This is a genomic window from Caballeronia sp. ATUFL_F1_KS4A, from assembly GCF_023630905.1.
Classification (GTDB): Bacteria; Pseudomonadota; Gammaproteobacteria; order Burkholderiales; family Burkholderiaceae; genus Caballeronia; species Caballeronia zhejiangensis.
In genome coordinates this window covers 19,171-36,135 of sequence record NZ_JALQEB010000002.1, presented here as the reverse complement: position 1 = coordinate 36,135, position 16,965 = coordinate 19,171, and the positions used below count along the sequence as shown (strand labels likewise).

Genomic DNA, 16,965 nt, shown 5'->3' with positions numbered 1-16,965 from the left:
AAGACGCGCTTGCTCGTTTCCGTGCATCATCTGGACTTCGAGACTGATGGGATGGGACACGGATACATTAAACATGCTTGAGCATGGAACGGCCTGTTGTGAAACGCGCAAAAAAAAGCGTGGGCTCTTTCGAGTCCACGCTTATCGTCCCGCCTTAAACGCGTTAATCCACTTCGATCGCTTCCGGATTCGGATTGCGCGGCGGCGCCGAGTTTTCGTCGAACGTCAGCTGCACCTTGTCGTCCGCATCGACATCGACCGTCACGCGGCCGCCGTTGACCAGCTTGCCGAACAGGAGCTCGTCGGCCAAGGCGCGACGGATCGTGTCCTGAATCAGACGCTGCATCGGACGCGCGCCCATCAGCGGATCGAAACCGTGCTTCGCCAGGTGCTTGCGCAGCGAATCGGTGAAGACCGCATCGACCTTCTTCTCGTGCAACTGATCTTCCAGTTGCATGAGGAACTTGTCGACCACGCGCAGGATGATTTCCTCGTCCAGCGAACGGAAGCTGATGATCTGGTCCAGACGGTTGCGGAACTCCGGCGTGAACATGCGCTTGATGTCGGCCATTTCGTCGCCCGACTCGCGTCGCGACGTGAAGCCGATCACCGCCTTGCCCATTGCCTCGGCGCCCGCGTTCGTCGTCATGATGATGATGACGTTGCGGAAATCCGCCTTGCGTCCGTTGTTGTCCGTCAGCGTGCCGTGGTCCATGACCTGCAAGAGCACGTTGTAGATGTCCGGATGCGCCTTCTCGATTTCGTCGAGGAGCAGCACGCAATGCGGCTTCTTCGTGACGGCTTCGGTCAGCAAACCGCCCTGGTCGAAACCGACATATCCCGGCGGCGCGCCGATCAGACGGCTGACCGCATGGCGTTCCATGTACTCCGACATGTCGAAGCGCAGCAGTTCGATGCCCAGCGTGAACGCCAACTGCTTCGCGACCTCCGTCTTGCCGACGCCCGTCGGGCCGGAGAACAGGAACGCGCCGATCGGCTTGTCCAGCTTGCCGAGACCCGCGCGCGCCATCTTGATCGACGCCGACAGCGCGTCGATCGCCGGATCCTGACCGAACACGACGGCTTTCAGGTCGCGATCGAGCGTCTGGAGCTTACTGCGGTCATCCTGCGACACGCTCTGCGCCGGCACGCGCGCGATCTTCGAGATGATCTCTTCGATCTCGCTCTTGCCGATGGTCTTCTTCTGCTTCGACTTCGGCAGGATGCGTTGCGCCGCGCCCGCTTCATCGATCACGTCGATGGCCTTGTCCGGCAGATGACGGTCCGTGATGAATCGTGCCGACAGTTCCGCCGCCGCCGACAGCGCACCCGACGAATACTTCACGCCGTGATGCTCTTCGAAGCGCGTCTTGAGGCCGCGCAGAATCGCCACCGTCTGTTCGACGGACGGCTCGGTGACATCGACCTTCTGGAAACGCCGCGACAACGCCGCGTCCTTCTCGAAGATGCCGCGATATTCCGTGAACGTGGTCGCGCCGATGCACTTCAACTGACCCGACGACAACGCCGGCTTCAGCAGGTTCGATGCGTCGAGCGTGCCGCCCGATGCCGCGCCCGCGCCGATCAGCGTATGAATTTCGTCGATGAACAGAATCGCGTGCGGACGCTCTTTCAGTTCCTTCAACACCGTCTTCAGACGTTGCTCGAAATCGCCGCGATACTTCGTGCCGGCGAGCAGCGCGCCCATGTCGAGCGAGTAGACCTGTGCATCGGCGAGGATGTCCGGCACTTCGCCGCGCGTGATGCGCCATGCGAGGCCCTCGGCGATCGCCGTCTTGCCGACGCCGGCTTCGCCGACGAGCAGCGGATTATTCTTGCGACGGCGGCACAGCACCTGCACCACACGCTCGACTTCGAGTTCACGGCCGATCAGCGGATCGATCTTGCCGTCCTTCGCGAGCTGGTTGAGGTTCTGCGTGAACTGCGCGAGCGGCGTTTCCTTCTGCGCAGCGGCGTCTTCCGATTCCGGATTCGCTTCGCTGCTCGCCTTGGCGGCGTCGCCGCTATTCGTCTTTGCAATGCCGTGCGAAATGAAATTCACGACATCGAGACGCGTGACGCCCTGCTGCTGCAGGTAGTACACCGCGTGCGAGTCCTTCTCGCCGAAGATCGCGACCAGCACGTTCGCGCCGGTCACTTCCTTCTTGCCATTCGAAGTCGATTGCACGTGCATGATCGCGCGCTGGATCACGCGCTGGAAACCAAGCGTCGGCTGAGTATCGACGTCGTCCGTGCCGGGCACGGTCGGCGTGTTGTCATGAATGAAATTGCGCAGGTTCTGACGCAAATCTTCAATGTTGGCTGCGCAGGCGCGCAACACTTCAGCCGCGGTCGGATTGTCCAACAGGGCGAGCAACAGGTGCTCGACCGTTATGAACTCATGCCGCGCCTGACGTGCTTCCATAAACGCCATGTGCAGACTGACTTCCAGTTCCTGGGCAATCATGCTTCCTCCATCACGCACTGCAGCGGATGCCCCGCTTGCCGTGCATGGCTAACGACTTGCTCAACTTTGGTCGACGCAATGTCTCGCGTGTAGACCCCACAAACTCCCCTGCCTTCGCGATGAACCTTGAGCATGATCTGCGTCGCGGTCTCACGATCCTTATTGAAGTATTCCTGCACGATCATCACGACGAATTCCATCGGCGTGAAGTCGTCATTCAGCAGCACCACCTTGTACATGGCCGGCTTCTTGAGCTTCTGCTCCTGCCGCTCCAGTACCGTGCCATCCTGCTTGTTGGGATTGATCGCCATACACCCATTCTAAACATCACGGACGTCCTCGCAATCGCCGCTCCAGCACCGACCGCCCGGTCGGAATGTGTCGCTGAAAACCGCACTCGCACAGGTGTCGCCCATCGAATCCTGCCGCTGCCCAACATTTCGGCGCGGCCCGCTTGCACCTCGTCGAAACCAGTATCGCACAGCTTCAAAAAAAACAAACCGAGCACCAAGCGCTGCGGGCCGCCGGGTATCACACAAGTGAGTCGATTATGCGACTTTTCAAGATGACTTGCTTGGACGGCAGCACACACGCAAAGCAGGAATTACCCTACGAATGCGCTCTTTGCAACGAGCTTAACGGCTATCCCAAAAATTCCTTGACACCCGATTTAAGAGATTTAACAATCAAACTGGCACTTTTTTCCGGGGGCCAACCACGGACGAAAAAAGAGGCCGAGGTGAGCTTGTGAGGAGGGGGCGGTTCACATTGTGGGGTGTGCCGTCGAGCTTTTCGAGCGTGCTCTGGGTGCGACAAGAGTTAGAGGGGAAGTACGAATGTCTACTGGTACGGTCAAATGGTTCAACGACGCGAAAGGCTACGGATTCATCACGCCCGATGAAGGCGGCGAGGATCTGTTCGCACATTTCTCGGCGATTCAAATGAACGGTTTCAAGACGCTCAAGGAAGGCCAGAAGGTCAGCTTCGAGATCGTCCAGGGACCGAAAGGCAAACAAGCTTCGAACATTCAGGACGCTGCCTGACCGTTCGATCGACTTAGCCTCGTGAAACCCGGCCTTCGCGCCGGGTTTTTTCATGCCTCGCGCGTTGCACGCATATGAGGCATGTGCGCGAAATAAAAACCCCGGAAGGCGTAGGCCTTCCGGGGTTTTTATTTACCACATCGAATCGAGGTGAGTCCTCACATATTCTCGATCATCACCTCTCCGAAACCCGAACACGATACTTGCGTCGCGCCTTCCATCAAACGCGCGAAGTCGTACGTGACGCGCTTCGAAAGAATCGACTGCTCCATCGACGAAATGATGCGGTCCGCGGCCTCGAACCAGCCGAGATGGCGCAGCATCATTTCGGCGGACAAAATTTCCGAACCGGGATTCACGTAGTCCTTGCCCGCGTATTTCGGCGCCGTGCCGTGCGTCGCCTCGAACATCGCGACGGAATCCGACATGTTCGCGCCCGGCGCGATGCCGATGCCGCCCACCTGCGCCGCGAGCGCGTCCGAGATGTAGTCGCCGTTCAGGTTGAGCGTGGCGATCACGTCGTATTCGGCGGGACGCAGCAGGATTTGCTGAAGGAACGCATCCGCGATCACATCCTTCACGACGATATCGCTGCCCGACTTCGGATTCTTCACCTTCATCCACGGGCCGCCGTCGATCAGTTCCGCGCCGAACTCCTTCTGTGCGAGCGCGTAGCCGTAATCGCGGAACGCGCCTTCGGTGAACTTCATGATGTTGCCCTTGTGCACGAGCGTCACCGAGCGGCGATCGTTGTCGATCGCGTACTGGATCGCCTTGCGCACGAGCCGCTCCGTGCCCTCGCGCGAAACGGGCTTGATGCCGAGTCCCGACGAATCAGGGAAGCGGATCTTCTTCACGCCCATTTCTTCGCGCAGGAACTTGATGACCTTCTTCGCTTCGGGCGAATCCGCCGGCCATTCGACGCCCGCGTAGATGTCTTCCGAATTCTCGCGGAAGATCACCATGTCGATCTTCTCCGGTTCGCGCACCGGCGACGGCACGCCCTTGAAGTAGCGCACCGGACGCAGACACACGTAGAGATCGAGTTGCTGACGAAGCGCCACGTTCAGCGAGCGGATGCCGCCGCCGACGGGCGTCGTGAGCGGCCCTTTGATCGACACGATGAAATCCTTCACCACTTCGAGCGTTTCGTCCGGCAGCCACACGTCGGGGCCGTAGACGCGCGTCGCCTTTTCGCCCGCGAAGATTTCCATCCATTGAATCTTGCGCTTGCCGCCGTAGGCCTTCTCGACCGCCGCATCGACGACCTTGATCATCACCGGCGTGATGTCGACGCCCGTGCCGTCGCCCTCGATATACGGGATGATCGGCTGATCCGAGACGTTGAGCGAGAAGTCCGCGTTGACGGTGATCTTGTCACCGCCTTCCGGAACCTTGATGTGCTGATACGGCATGGTCGACTCCAAATAAGGCCGGGCTTGAATGGAAGCAAGCAAACTGGATAGAGAGCGATGCGATGCAGCATGCGCGGGCGATGAACCCGCGCGATGAAGTTCACTTCATCATTCTAACCATGCTGGCTTGTCCCGGCGCGCCCGAAAGCCGCCGCGCGCATGCTTTAAGATGCCGCATCCGACCACGCCGCGCGCCTCGCATGTCACTTATCGCCCTGAACAAGCCCTTCGGCACCATCTGCCAGTTTTCGGCGCACGAGACGCGCGCGTCGCTCGGCGACTGGGTGAAGACGCCGGGCGTGTATCCCGCGGGCCGGCTCGACGCCGATAGCGAAGGCCTGCTCCTCCTCACCGACGACGGCGCGCTCCAGGCCCGCATCGCGGAGCCGCGTCACAAGCTGGTAAAGCGCTATTGGGCGCAAGTCGAAGGCGCGCCCGACGAAGCCGCGCTCGCGCGTCTTTCGAAAGGCGTCGATCTCGGCGATTACGTGACGCAGCCGTGCCGCACCGCATTCGTCGACGAACGCGACATCGAAGCGCTCTGGCCACGCAATCCGCCGATCCGCTATCGCGCCGCCATCCCGACGACGTGGATCGAGCTCGCCATCACCGAAGGCAAGAATCGGCAGGTGCGGCGCATGACGGCCGCTGTCGGCTTTCCGACCTTGCGGCTCGTACGCGTCGCGATCGGCGCGCTCGATATCTTCACGCTCGGCCTCGCGCCGGGCGAGGCCGTCGAGGTCGCCCCGCGCGCGCCATGGCAACGCGTTCGTTGAATCGCATTCAACTATCCTGAATATCGGCCGTGTGCATCGTTTAGTGCGATGTGTTTAAACGTGCTGTCATCGAGATAGAGTAGCGCATATCGCGCCGCCGATATTTTTTTGTCGCCGCGCAATTTTCTCTGTAAATCGCGTCAACCGACTCTTCACGCGACGCGTTAAGGGCGTCAGATGCCGCATAAAGCTATCCGGCATGAGCGAATAACTGATTACAACTACCTGTGTGCTCCAGGGAGTTTGAAAGGTTCAAGCGTTCACAGTCGCATCGAATTTGAATTATCGATGTCGAGTGTCAACCGAAAGGTAGGTGGCTCGTTTACCGACATGACTCAATGACCGGGTCGTTTGGTTAATTAACTCAAGCTGAGGATTCACAGATGAACAAACTGATCGCTGCTCTCGTCGCTGGCCTGTTCGCAACCGCTGCTTTCGCACAAGAAGCTTCGGCACCGGCCGCTGCTGCTCCGGCAGCTGCTTCGTCGGCTCACAAGTCGGCTCACAAGAAGACGTCGCACAAGTCGTCGAAGTCGCACAAGAAGGCAGCCGCTGCGTCGGCTCCGGCAGCCGCTTCGGCAGCTCAGTAAGTTTTTTGTAAGAGGCGGTATAGCGAAGTCAAGAACGAGCATTACCGCCGTCCTTACGGCGTTCAAAGGGCAGATGGCCGCAAGGCGTCTGCCCTTTTGTTTTGTGCCTGCGCATCGAGTAACATGCGCGGGGTTTGTCCGGCTCAGGCGCAAGCCATCGATCAGAAAGGGAGCTTTGCCGTGAATCTCGTCTCGCGCTTCTTCAATCAACAAATCAACCTCGGCAAGCTCGCGCGCGCATGCGTGATCGCGCTTGCCCTGCCCTTCGCCGCATTGCCGCTCGCACAGGCGCAGACGATGCCGCCCGGCGCCAAGCAGCCGTCCGACTTTCCGCGCGCAAAGCTGACCGCGGGCATGTATGTGATCGACGCCGCCGTCGCCGCGAACGATGCCGATCGCGAGCAAGGTCTCATGTATCGCACGCAGCTCGCACCGAACGAAGGCATGCTCTTCGTGTTCAATGAAAACGCCGTGCATTGCTTCTGGATGAAGAACACGCTGATCCCGCTGTCGATCGCGTTCATCCGCGCGGACGGCACGATCACCGACATCGACGAGATGCAGGCCGAAACCGAGAACAACCACTGCCCGCGCAACAACGGCGTGTATGCGCTCGAAATGCCGAAGGGATGGTTTGCCGCGAAAGGCATCAAGCCGGGCACGCAGATCAAAGGCTTGCCGCGCGCGCAGTAACGCGCTTCTTGCCCGCCCGAACAACCGGCGTCGTCGCACGACACGCCGGTTTTTTTGCGTCCGGGAAGTCGCTTGCGCCGGGCTGGCAGGATTCCTGCAAAGAGCCTGCCGACGCGCTATCCTAAAAAGATTCGGCGCGACGCATTCGCGTTGGCTTCACACGCCGCGCCGACTCAAACCACAGGAGGTTCACGTGCCCCGCAAGACTCCCATCGAGCGCTATCGGAATATCGGAATCAGCGCTCACATCGATGCCGGCAAAACTACGACTACCGAGCGCATCCTTTTCTACACCGGCGTGACGCACAAGATCGGCGAAGTGCACGACGGCGCGGCCACGATGGACTGGATGGAGCAGGAGCAGGAACGCGGCATCACGATTACCTCCGCGGCAACGACGGCCTTCTGGAAAGGCATGGCCGGCAATTATCCGGAACATCGCATCAACATCATCGATACGCCGGGGCACGTCGACTTCACGATCGAAGTCGAGCGCTCGATGCGCGTGCTCGATGGCGCGTGCATGGTCTACGACTCGGTCGGCGGCGTGCAGCCGCAATCGGAAACCGTGTGGCGTCAGGCGAACAAGTACAAGGTGCCGCGCATCGCGTTCGTCAACAAGATGGACCGCGTCGGCGCGGACTTCTTTCGCGTGCAGCGGCAGATCGGCGACCGGCTGAAGGGCGTCGCGGTGCCGATCCAGATTCCGATCGGCGCGGAAGATCACTTTCAGGGCGTCGTCGACCTCGTGAAGATGAAGGCGATCGTCTGGGACGACGAGAGCCAGGGCATCAAGTTCACCTACGAGGAAGTTCCCGACAACCTCAAGGATCTCGCGCACGAGTGGCGCGAGAAGATGGTCGAGGCCGCCGCCGAAGCGAGCGAAGAGCTGCTCGAGAAGTATCTGGAAGACCACAACAGCCTGACCGAGGACGAGATCAAGGGCGCGCTGCGCAAACGCACGATCGCCAACGAAATCGTACCGATGCTCTGCGGCAGCGCGTTCAAGAACAAGGGCGTCCAGGCGATGCTCGACGCCGTGATCGACTACCTGCCCTCGCCCGTCGACGTGCCCGCGATTCTCGGCCACACGGAAGACGACGAGGAAGCGGAGCGTCATCCGAGCGACGACGAGCCGTTCTCCGCGCTCGCGTTCAAGATCATGACCGACCCCTTCGTCGGGCAGTTGATCTTCTTCCGCGTGTATTCGGGCGTCGTGAATTCAGGCGACACGGTCTTCAATCCGGTGAAGGACAAGAAGGAGCGCCTCGGCCGGATTCTGCAAATGCACGCGAACGAGCGCAAGGAAATCAAGGAGGTGCGCGCGGGCGACATCGCGGCGGCCGTCGGTCTCAAGGAAGCGACGACCGGCGACACGCTTTGCGATCCGCAGAACGTCATCATCCTCGAACGGATGATCTTCCCTGAACCGGTGATCTCGCAGGCCGTCGAACCGAAGACGAAGGCCGATCAGGAAAAGATGGGCATCGCGCTGAACCGTCTCGCGCAGGAAGATCCGTCGTTCCGCGTGACGACCGATGAGGAATCGGGCCAGACGATCATCTCCGGCATGGGCGAGCTGCACCTCGAAATTCTCGTCGACCGGATGAAGCGCGAGTTCGGCGTCGAGGCGACGGTCGGCAAGCCGCAGGTCGCGTATCGCGAGACCGTGCGCAACAAGGTCGAGGATGTCGAAGGCAAATTCGTCAAGCAGTCGGGCGGACGCGGGCAGTACGGTCACGCCGTGATCGCGCTGGAGCCGGACCCCGGCAAGGGCTACGAGTTCGTCGACCAGATCAAGGGCGGCGTGATTCCGCGCGAGTTCATCCCCGCCGTCGACAAGGGCATTCAGGAAACGCTGAAGGCCGGCGTGCTCGCGGGCTATCCGGTCGTCGACGTGAAAGTGCGGCTCACCTTCGGCTCGTATCACGATGTCGATTCGAACGAAAACGCGTTCCGCATGGCGGGCTCGATGGCCTTCAAGGAAGCGATGCGCAAGGCGAAGCCCGTGCTGCTCGAACCGATGATGGCCGTCGAAGTCGAGACGCCCGAGGACTTCATGGGCAACGTGATGGGCGATCTCTCGGGCCGGCGCGGCATCGTGCAGGGCATGGAGGACATCGCGGGCGGCGGCGGCAAGCTCGTGCGCGCGGAAGTGCCGCTTGCCGAGATGTTCGGCTACTCGACGTCGCTGCGCTCGCTGACGCAAGGCCGCGCGACCTACACGATGGAGTTCAAGCATTACGCGGAGACGCCGTCGAACGTGTCGGAAGCGATCATCAATTCGAAAGCGAAATAATCGCGATCGAACCGTGTAGTATCGGAAGTCCGTTGCTCGCTTCCTTGATGGCGGCAACGGACTTTTTCATATCCGCAGACGATACACGGGCATGAGCGACATGAGCGATCCACATCAGCACATCGATTGGCGCGAACACGGCGTCAAGGTCATCAAGGGCGATCAGCTCGACACCAACACGCCGCAGACGCCCGGCATGAACCGCGCGGCTGCCATCAACGCGGCGCGCGTCGGCGCCCAGAAAATCTGGGCCGGCACGGTCACGATCCATCCGAATGCGAAAACCGGCGCGCATCATCACGGCGCGCTCGAAAGCGTCATCTATGTCGTGCGCGGCCAGGCGCGCATGCGCTGGGGCGAGCATCTCGAGTTCACGGCCGAGGCCGGTCCCGGCGACTTCATTTTCGTGCCGCCTTATGTGCCGCACCAGGAAATCAACGCGAGCACCGCCGATCCGCTCGAATGCGTGCTCGTGCGCAGCGACAACGAAGCGGTGGTGGTGAATCTGAACATCGATGCCGTCGAGAAGCCCGAGGAAGTCTATTGGGTCGATCCGATTCACAAGCATCCACACGATCACTGAAAAGCGCACGGGCGCGTCATGGAGCGGCGCGTTCCTTGCTAGCGATGCCCGAATGCACCTCGACGGCGCGGTCGAGCCGATCGCGCGTGGGCGACGGCCAGCAAACAACGACAACGGAAAAGCACACGATGAAGAAACCTTCGACCGACGCGCATCTTCTGGAACTGGCCCGCCCTCGCGCGGGCGAACTGGGCAATCACGCGATCGACGAGTTCATGGCCGGACGCCTCACGCGCCGCGAGTTGCTGCGCCATGCGAGCGTGCTCGGCATCGCGCTCACGGCGGGCGGCATCTTCGGTATGCCGGGCGCGCGGGCGCAAGGCGCGGGCAAGCCGGGCGGCACGATCCGCGTCGCGCATCTGATGCCCGCGGGCGCCGTCGATCCGCTCACCGCGACGGATGCGTCGGGGCTTGCGCTCATCAATCAGACCGGCGAATTTCTCGTCGACGACGACAGCGAACATCTAACGCTCAAGCCGGCGCTCGCGCTGTCGTGGTCGTCGAATGCCAAGGGCGACGTGTGGACGTTCAAGCTGCGCCCGAACGTGAAGTTCCACGACGGCCAGCCGATGACCGCGAAGGACGTCGTCGCGACCTTCAACCGCCTGTCCGATCCGGCGACCGGCTCGGCTGCGCTTTCGGTGCTGAAGGGCGTGCTGTCGAAGGATTCGGCGAAGGCCGTCGACGATCACACCGTCGAGTTTCATCTCGACGCGCCCAATGGCAATTTCCCGTATTACGTTTCCTCGGATACGTATAACGCCGTGATCCTCCCGGCGAATTTCAGCGGCCCTTACGAGAAGACGTTCATGGGCACGGGCGCGCTGAAGCTGGATAAATACACGCCGAAAGTGGGCGCATCGTTCGTGCGCAATCCCGACTACTGGGGCGAGAAAGCGCTGCCCGATCGCGTGCAGTTTTCCTTCTACGCGGATCAACAGGCGCAGCTTCTCGCGATGCAAGGCCGCCAGGCCGACGTGATGGGCGACTTCACGGTGCAAGGCGGGGTCGCGATGCTGACGAATCCGCAATTCAAGGTGCTCGGCACGAAGTCGAGTTCGCATCGGCAATTGCACATGCGCTGCGACATGGCGCCGTTCAAGGACAAGCGCGTGCGTCAGGCGCTCGCGCTCGCGATCGATCGCGAAGTCATCGTGAAGGGCCTGTTCCGCGGCCGCGCGCAAGTCGGCAACGACAGCCCGTTCGCGCCGGTTTTTCCGTCGAGCGATCTCAGCGTGCCGCAACGCAAGATCGACATCGCGCAGGCGAAGAAGCTGATGAGCGATGCCGGCGTCGCGAACGGCTTCGACGTCACGCTCACGACCGAAAAGTACATGGAGATTCCCGATCTCGCGGTCGTCGTGCAGAACGCGGCGAAGGCGATCGGCATACGCATCCAGTTGAAGGTCGAGAGCCAGGACCTCTATTACGGCTCGGGCACGTTCGGCAAGTCGGACTGGCTCGATTCGCCGCTCGGCATCACCGATTACGGGCATCGCGGCGTGCCGAACGTGTTCCTCAACGCGCCGCTGACGAGCGGCGGCACCTGGAACGCGGCGCACTTCAAGAATCCCGAATACGACAAGCTCGTCGCGCAGTTCGTCGCGGCGCTCGACGTCGCGTCGCAGAAGAAGCTGTCCGCGCAGATTCAGCATTTGCTGCTCGACGAAACGCCGGTCGTCATCCCCTACTTCTACGACCAGCTGATCGTCACGCGCGCCAATGTCTCCGGCGTGCGCTTCAACGCGATTTCGCAGATGTGGTTCGACCGCGCGACGATCTCGGCGTAAGCGAATGAGCACGATCACGCCCACGGCGCACGTCGCCGACTTCGCCCGAATGAAGCGCATCGCGCGCTTCGTCGGCGTGCGGCTCTCGCTCGCGCTCGTCACGCTGTGGCTTCTGTCGATGATCGTGTTCGCGGGCGGCCAGTTGCTGCCCGGCGACGTCGGCCGCGCGATTCTCGGCCCGCTCGCCGATGCGCGCGCGGTCGCCGCGCTCAACCATCAGCTTGGCGTCGACCGGCCGCTTCTCACGCAGTATTCGAGCTGGATCGGCCATTTCCTGCGCGGCGACATGGGCGAGTCCTACGCGTTTCGCGCGCCCGTGGCGCCGTTCATCGGCAACGCGCTGTGGAATTCGGCGAAGCTCGGCGCGCTCGCGTTCGTCGTCGTGGTGCCGCTCGGCATCGCGGGCGGCGTGTACGCGGCGCTGCATTCGGGACGATGGATCGATCGCGTCATCAGCATCGGCGGATTGACGGCGACGGTGGTGCCGGAATTCGTCTCGTCGATCGTGCTGATCCTGATCTTCGGCGTCTGGCTGCAATGGCTGCCGATCGAAGCGACCGCGCCTGCCGACGCGGGCTTCTTCACGCAACTCGAACATCTGATCCTGCCAGTGCTGCCGCTCGTCTTCGTGTTCTTCGGCTACATCGCGCGGATGGCGCGCGCGGGCACCGTCGAAGCGCTCGACGCCGATTACACGCGCACCGCGATCCTGAAGGGCTTGCCGCAGCGCGTCGTGATCGTGCGCCATGTGCTGCGCAACGCGCTTTTGCCGACCGTCACCGTCGCCGCGACGCAGCTCGGCTACATGATCGGCGGACTCGTCGTCGTGGAAACGCTGTTTCACTACCAGGGCATCGGCTCGCTGATCTACAACGCCGCAAAAGCGAAGGACTTTCCGATGCTCGAAGCGGGCGTGTTGACCATCGGCGTGATCTATACGGCGGCGAATCTGATCGCCGATGCGCTCTACGTCGTGCTCAATCCGCGCCTGCGCACCGGGGAAGCGAAATGAGCACGGCGGCCGCTATCGCACCGAAATCGCGCCGCTTCGAAGCGTTGAGCGCGCTCGTGCGTTCCGCGACCTTCGATATCGGCGTGCTGATCCTGCTCTTCTGGGTGCTGTGCGCGCTCTTCGGCCACTGGCTCGTGCCGCACGATCCCTACGCGTCCGATCCGCTCAACTCGCTCGTCGCGCCTTCGGGCGATCACTGGTTCGGCACCGACCAGCTCGGTCGCGACGTGTTCGCGCGCGTGATCGTCGGCTCGCGCGACATTCTGACGATCGCGCCGCTCGCGACCCTGCTCGGCACGGCGGCGGGCACGGCGCTCGGGCTCGTCGTCGGCTATTTCGACGGCTGGGTCGACGCCGCCATCGGCCGCGTGATCGATGCGCTGCTCGCGCTGCCGCTCGTGATCGTCGCGCTGCTCGCGCTCGCCGCCGTCGGCGCGAGCAACACGACGGTGATCCTCGTCATCGGCCTCACCTTCGCGCCGATCACCGCGCGCACCGTGCGCGCCGCCGTGCTGAGCGAGCGCCATCTCGACTACGTGCTCGCGGCGCAATTGCGCGGCGAGAACGCGCTCTACATCATGTTCGCGGAGATTCTGCCGAACGTGCTGCCGCCGATCATCGTCGAGGCGACCGTTCGTCTCGGCTACGCGATCTTCGCCGTCGCGACGCTGTCGTTTCTCGGCTTCGGCATTCAGCCGCCGTCCGCCGACTGGGGTCTCGCCTTGTCCGAAAGCTATACGCTGATGGCGGGCGGCGCGTGGTGGACCGTCGTCTTCGACGCCGCCGCGATCGCGTCGCTGGTCGTCGCGGTGAATCTCGTCGCGGATGCCGTGCAAGGAGTGCTCGACCGATGAACGGACCGCCGCCATCGGCTTTTCCCACGTTCGGCGCCGCGAAAGGCGATCAGGCCGACGCGCTCACGGTCGTCGGCCTCACGGTCGCGTACCGTTCGCGCGGACGCGAACGTGACGTGCTGCAGGACGTCACGTTGCGCGTCAGGCGCGGCGAGGCCTACGGGCTGGTCGGTGAATCGGGCTGCGGCAAGTCGACCGCCGCGCTCGCGGTGCTGCGCTACTTGCCGCGCAACGGGCGCGTGAAGGCTGGCCGCATTTCGATCGCCGGGCGCGACGTCGCCGCGCTCGACGCCGACGCGCTGCGCGGCATGCGCGCGACCGCCGTGTCGATGGTCTATCAGGATCCCGGACGCGCGCTGAATCCGTCGCTGACGATCGCGCGGCAAGTCTCCGAAGCGTTCGAAGTCACGGGCGCATCCGCCGACGAAGCGCTGTCGCGCACGGCCGACATGCTGAGACGCGTGCGCATCGCATCGCCCGAACGCGTGATGGAGAGTTATCCGCATCAGCTTTCGGGCGGGATGCAGCAACGCGTGGTCATCGCGATGGCGCTCGCGTGCAATCCCGAACTGCTGATTCTCGACGAACCGACCACGGGCCTCGACGCCACCGTCGAAGCCGAAGTGCTCGATCTCATCGCGCAATTGCGTGCGGAGTTGGGCACGGCCGTGCTCTTCATCAGCCACAATCTCGCGGTGATCGGGCGCATGTGCGATCGCGTCGGCGTGCTGTACGCGGGCAAGCTCGTCGAGGAAGGCACGACCGCCGACGTGTTCGCCAAGCCGCGTCATCCGTACACGGTCGGCCTGCTGCGCTGTCTGCCGCGTGCGGGGCGCGCCAAGGAAACGGGCCGGCTCGACACGATTCCAGGCTCCCTCCCGCTGCCCGGATCGATCACGCAGGGCTGCATTTTCGCGCCGCGCTGCAAGCTCGCCGACGAGCGTTGTCTCAAGGACGCGCCGCCGCCGTATCGCGTGGCGTCGGCGCACGGCGATCAGATGGCGCGCTGTCACTATCACGAACGCGCGGAAACGCTGCCGCGCTCGGCCGACGAAGCGCCGGTGCCCGTCGCCGATGCCGACGGTGTCGATCAGCCGCTCGCGCTATCCGCGCGCAATCTCTCGAAGACATTCCGCGTCGGCGATGAAGACGTGCGCGCCGTCCACGATGTCTCGCTCGATCTCGTGCAGGGCGAAACGCTCGGGCTCGTCGGCGAATCGGGCAGCGGCAAGACGACGCTCGCGAAGCTGCTGCTCGGCCTCGTATCGCCCGACAAAGGCGCGTCGCTCGAACTCGACGGCGCCGCGCTGCCCGAGCGCGTGACCCGGCGCAGCGAAGAACAGGTGAAGTCGCTGCAGATCGTCTTTCAGAACCCGGATTCCGCGCTGAATCGCGCGCATTCCGTGCGGCAACTGATCGCGCGTTCGCTGTCGAAGCTCGCCGCGTTGCACGGCGAAGCGAAGGAACAGCGCCTGCACACGCTGACCGAAGCGGTGCGTCTGCCGGAGCGCTATCTGAGCTCGCGCACGCGGCAACTGTCGGGCGGATTGAAGCAGCGCGTCGCGATCGCGCGCGCGTTCGCGGGCGATCCGCGCGTCGTCGTGTGCGACGAACCGACTTCCGCGCTCGATGTCTCCGTGCAGGCCGCGATCCTCAATCTGCTTGCCGATCTGCAGCGCGAGCGCCGCGTCTCCTACGTGTTCATCTCGCACGATTTGCATGTCGTGCGCTATCTGTCGGACCGCATCGCCGTGCTGTATCTCGGGCGCATCATGGAGATCGGGCGCGCGGCCGCCGTATTCGACGGACCGCAGCATCCGTACACCGAAGCATTGCTGTCGTCGGTGCCGTCGATCGACGGGACGCACGCGAAGCGCATCCGGCTGTCGGGCGAGTTGCCGAGCGCGGCGAATCCGCCTTCGGGCTGCGTGTTCCATACGCGCTGTCCGCGCAAGATCGGCGAAATCTGCGAAACCGAAACGCCGCCGTGCCGCGACGCCGGCGACGGTCACGCGATTCATTGCCACATTCCCGTCGACGAATTGCGCACGCTGCAGCGTCAGGCGCGCTGAGGCTTTCGTCGGAACCAAAGCGGCGTTGCGCGCCTCTCATCGGTTCAACCTTCAAAACAACGAGGATTCAACCGATGAAACCCGCCCTCTCCGCCGCGCTTTGCGCACTGACTTTCGGCGTCGCGACGGCCGCGCAGGCGCAGACCGCACCACAGGCTCCGGCGCCCGGCGCGTCCGATCCGACTTTCTCGGCCTACGCGCTCGCGCAGCAATGCGCCGCGAAGTCCGACAACACGGCGCAAGGACAATGCGTGGGCGCGGTACGCGGAATCGTGCGCGGTTATCAGTACGGCGTGCTGTTTCTGTCGCAGCGCACGTCGCTGCCCGATGGCGAGACGAAGCGCGTATCGCTGTGTCTCGCGGACACGACCGTGTCGTCGATCGTCGACGACTTCCTCGCCGATGCGAAGCAGGTCAACGAAGCCGATCTGAGGCGCACACCCGCGGAAGTCGCGGTGCTCGGCTCGGTGCACGCGCATCACGCGTGCACGTGATCCGGCGCGTCGTCACAGCATTTCGAGCGGGCGCTTCGACTTCGGCGGCTTGAACTGCCGATCGATGTCCGCGAGCTCGTCGGCGGACAGGTGAAGATCGAGCGCCGCGCGATTCTCGCGAACGTGCGCGACATCCGACGCTTTCGGAATCGCGAATACCTGCGGCTGCTGCAGCACCCACGCGAGCGCCACCTGAAACGCCGACACGCCGCGCGCCGCCGCGATCTGTTCCAGCGCGCCGCCGCGCGGCAGACGCGCGTGATCGACGGGGCTGTACGCCATCGCGGGCATGCGGTGCTCACGCAGCCACGGCAACAGATCGAACTCCGCCCCGCGCCGCGCGACGTTGAAGAAAATCTGATCGGTCGCGCAGGCGTCGCCGCCATCGAGCGATAAGAGTTCTTCCATGTCGTCCGTGTCGAAGTTGCTCACGCCCCAGTGGCGAATCTTGCCGTCGTCCTTCAGTTTTTCGAAACCCGCGATCACGCCTTCGAGATCCTCGCCGCCGCGCCAGTGCAGCAAATACAGATCGATGCGATCGGTCTTCAGGCGTTTCAGGCTGCGCTCGCATGCGCTCTGCACGCCGCGCTCGCTGCCGTTATGCGGATACACCTTGCTGACGATGAAAAGCTCGTCGCGCCTGTCGCCGAGCGCTTCGGCGATGAGCTTCTCGCTTTCGCCTTCGCCGTACATCTCGGCGGTATCGATGAGCGTCATGCCGAGATCGACGCCCTCGCGCAAAGCGGCGATCTCGCTCTTGCGCGCGTTCGGGCGCTCGCCCATTTCCCAGGTGCCCTGGCCGAGTTTCGGAATCGCTTCGCCGGACGGAAGCGTGACGGTTGCCGCATTGGATTGAGCCATGAAGAAGTCTCCTTGC

Annotated in this window: 15 protein-coding genes; 11 read left to right on the top strand and 4 right to left on the bottom strand. The window is 62.9% G+C overall.

The annotated features are described in order from the left end of the window. Nucleotides 1-163 precede the first annotated feature (163 nt). The gene (gene clpA / locus NCS03_RS03220) at nucleotides 164-2,467 is read right to left on the bottom strand and encodes an ATP-dependent Clp protease ATP-binding subunit ClpA (RefSeq protein ID WP_008351197.1); all 2,304 of its coding nucleotides are present in this window, start codon (nucleotides 2,465-2,467) and stop codon (nucleotides 164-166) included. Then, the gene (gene clpS, locus NCS03_RS03215; protein ID WP_008351199.1) at nucleotides 2,464-2,778 is read right to left on the bottom strand and encodes an ATP-dependent Clp protease adapter ClpS; all 315 of its coding nucleotides are present in this window, start codon (nucleotides 2,776-2,778) and stop codon (nucleotides 2,464-2,466) included. The genes clpA and clpS overlap by 4 nt, the downstream gene beginning before the upstream one ends. A gap of 525 nt (nucleotides 2,779-3,303) precedes the next feature. On the opposite strand from clpS, the gene cspD reads away from it, so the two are divergent. Continuing rightward, nucleotides 3,304-3,510, top strand: coding sequence for a cold shock domain-containing protein CspD (gene cspD / locus NCS03_RS03210; RefSeq protein ID WP_008351201.1), 207 nt, complete (start codon nucleotides 3,304-3,306; stop codon nucleotides 3,508-3,510). 158 nt (nucleotides 3,511-3,668) lie between these two features. Here the strand turns inward: cspD and icd are convergent, their stop codons facing one another. Next, nucleotides 3,669-4,925: an NADP-dependent isocitrate dehydrogenase gene (gene icd / locus NCS03_RS03205; protein ID WP_008351202.1), complete on the bottom strand. Its 1,257-nt coding sequence runs from the start codon at nucleotides 4,923-4,925 to the stop codon at nucleotides 3,669-3,671. 200 nt (nucleotides 4,926-5,125) lie between these two features. On the opposite strand from icd, the gene NCS03_RS03200 reads away from it, so the two are divergent. From NCS03_RS03200 to NCS03_RS03155, 10 genes are all read left to right on the top strand, one after another. Beyond that, nucleotides 5,126-5,701, top strand: coding sequence for a pseudouridine synthase (locus NCS03_RS03200; protein ID WP_250528751.1), 576 nt, complete (start codon nucleotides 5,126-5,128; stop codon nucleotides 5,699-5,701). A gap of 383 nt (nucleotides 5,702-6,084) precedes the next feature. Beyond that, entirely contained in the window at nucleotides 6,085-6,291 is a 207-nt protein-coding gene (locus NCS03_RS03195) for a hypothetical protein (RefSeq protein ID WP_075583544.1), read from the top strand. 123 nt (nucleotides 6,292-6,414) lie between these two features. Then, the gene (locus NCS03_RS03190) at nucleotides 6,415-6,984 is read left to right on the top strand and encodes a DUF192 domain-containing protein (protein WP_008351215.1); all 570 of its coding nucleotides are present in this window, start codon (nucleotides 6,415-6,417) and stop codon (nucleotides 6,982-6,984) included. A gap of 193 nt (nucleotides 6,985-7,177) precedes the next feature. Beyond that, the gene (gene fusA, locus NCS03_RS03185; RefSeq protein ID WP_250433955.1) at nucleotides 7,178-9,283 is read left to right on the top strand and encodes an elongation factor G; all 2,106 of its coding nucleotides are present in this window, start codon (nucleotides 7,178-7,180) and stop codon (nucleotides 9,281-9,283) included. Between the two features lie 100 nt (nucleotides 9,284-9,383). After that, a complete protein-coding gene (locus NCS03_RS03180) occupies nucleotides 9,384-9,866 on the top strand; it encodes a cupin domain-containing protein (RefSeq protein WP_033537126.1) in 483 nt (160 codons plus the stop codon). A 128-nt stretch (nucleotides 9,867-9,994) separates the two neighbouring features. Continuing rightward, the gene (locus NCS03_RS03175; RefSeq protein WP_250528750.1) at nucleotides 9,995-11,656 is read left to right on the top strand and encodes an ABC transporter substrate-binding protein; all 1,662 of its coding nucleotides are present in this window, start codon (nucleotides 9,995-9,997) and stop codon (nucleotides 11,654-11,656) included. Nucleotides 11,657-11,660: 4 nt separating this feature from the next. Then, a complete protein-coding gene (locus NCS03_RS03170; RefSeq protein ID WP_250433945.1) occupies nucleotides 11,661-12,668 on the top strand; it encodes an ABC transporter permease in 1,008 nt (335 codons plus the stop codon). Beyond that, entirely contained in the window at nucleotides 12,665-13,522 is an 858-nt protein-coding gene (locus NCS03_RS03165; RefSeq protein ID WP_008351220.1) for an ABC transporter permease, read from the top strand. The genes NCS03_RS03170 and NCS03_RS03165 overlap by 4 nt, the downstream gene beginning before the upstream one ends. Beyond that, nucleotides 13,519-15,594, top strand: a complete 2,076-nt coding sequence (locus NCS03_RS03160) for an ABC transporter ATP-binding protein (protein ID WP_008351221.1) — start codon at nucleotides 13,519-13,521, stop codon at nucleotides 15,592-15,594. The genes NCS03_RS03165 and NCS03_RS03160 overlap by 4 nt, the downstream gene beginning before the upstream one ends. Nucleotides 15,595-15,668: 74 nt before the next feature. Beyond that, nucleotides 15,669-16,088 (top strand): Rap1a/Tai family immunity protein, encoded by a 420-nt coding sequence (locus tag NCS03_RS03155; RefSeq protein WP_008351222.1) that lies wholly within the window; start codon nucleotides 15,669-15,671, stop codon nucleotides 16,086-16,088. A 12-nt stretch (nucleotides 16,089-16,100) separates the two neighbouring features. On the opposite strand, the gene NCS03_RS03150 is transcribed toward NCS03_RS03155, so the two are convergent. Then, nucleotides 16,101-16,949 carry an aldo/keto reductase gene (locus NCS03_RS03150; RefSeq protein WP_250528749.1) on the bottom strand — a complete coding sequence of 283 codons (849 nt, stop codon included), beginning with the start codon at nucleotides 16,947-16,949 and terminating at the stop codon, nucleotides 16,101-16,103. Between the last annotated feature and the right edge of the window lie 16 nt (nucleotides 16,950-16,965).

What these genes read in the sequence shown, in the direction of transcription:
- clpS (WP_008351199.1), bottom strand. Translation starts at nt 2,778, where the DNA reads ATGGCGATCAATCCCAACAAGCAGGATGGCACGGTACTGGAGCGGCAG.
- NCS03_RS03155 (WP_008351222.1), top strand. Translation starts at nt 15,669, where the DNA reads ATGAAACCCGCCCTCTCCGCCGCGCTTTGCGCACTGACTTTCGGCGTC.
- clpA (WP_008351197.1), bottom strand. Translation starts at nt 2,467, where the DNA reads ATGATTGCCCAGGAACTGGAAGTCAGTCTGCACATGGCGTTTATGGAA.
- NCS03_RS03200 (WP_250528751.1), top strand. Translation starts at nt 5,126, where the DNA reads ATGTCACTTATCGCCCTGAACAAGCCCTTCGGCACCATCTGCCAGTTT.
- NCS03_RS03190 (WP_008351215.1), top strand. Translation starts at nt 6,415, where the DNA reads ATGCGCGGGGTTTGTCCGGCTCAGGCGCAAGCCATCGATCAGAAAGGG.
- NCS03_RS03195 (WP_075583544.1), top strand. Translation starts at nt 6,085, where the DNA reads ATGAACAAACTGATCGCTGCTCTCGTCGCTGGCCTGTTCGCAACCGCT.
- NCS03_RS03170 (WP_250433945.1), top strand. Translation starts at nt 11,661, where the DNA reads ATGAGCACGATCACGCCCACGGCGCACGTCGCCGACTTCGCCCGAATG.
- NCS03_RS03165 (WP_008351220.1), top strand. Translation starts at nt 12,665, where the DNA reads ATGAGCACGGCGGCCGCTATCGCACCGAAATCGCGCCGCTTCGAAGCG.
- NCS03_RS03160 (WP_008351221.1), top strand. Translation starts at nt 13,519, where the DNA reads ATGAACGGACCGCCGCCATCGGCTTTTCCCACGTTCGGCGCCGCGAAA.
- NCS03_RS03180 (WP_033537126.1), top strand. Translation starts at nt 9,384, where the DNA reads ATGAGCGATCCACATCAGCACATCGATTGGCGCGAACACGGCGTCAAG.
- NCS03_RS03150 (WP_250528749.1), bottom strand. Translation starts at nt 16,949, where the DNA reads ATGGCTCAATCCAATGCGGCAACCGTCACGCTTCCGTCCGGCGAAGCG.
- cspD (WP_008351201.1), top strand. Translation starts at nt 3,304, where the DNA reads ATGTCTACTGGTACGGTCAAATGGTTCAACGACGCGAAAGGCTACGGA.
- icd (WP_008351202.1), bottom strand. Translation starts at nt 4,925, where the DNA reads ATGCCGTATCAGCACATCAAGGTTCCGGAAGGCGGTGACAAGATCACC.
- NCS03_RS03175 (WP_250528750.1), top strand. Translation starts at nt 9,995, where the DNA reads ATGAAGAAACCTTCGACCGACGCGCATCTTCTGGAACTGGCCCGCCCT.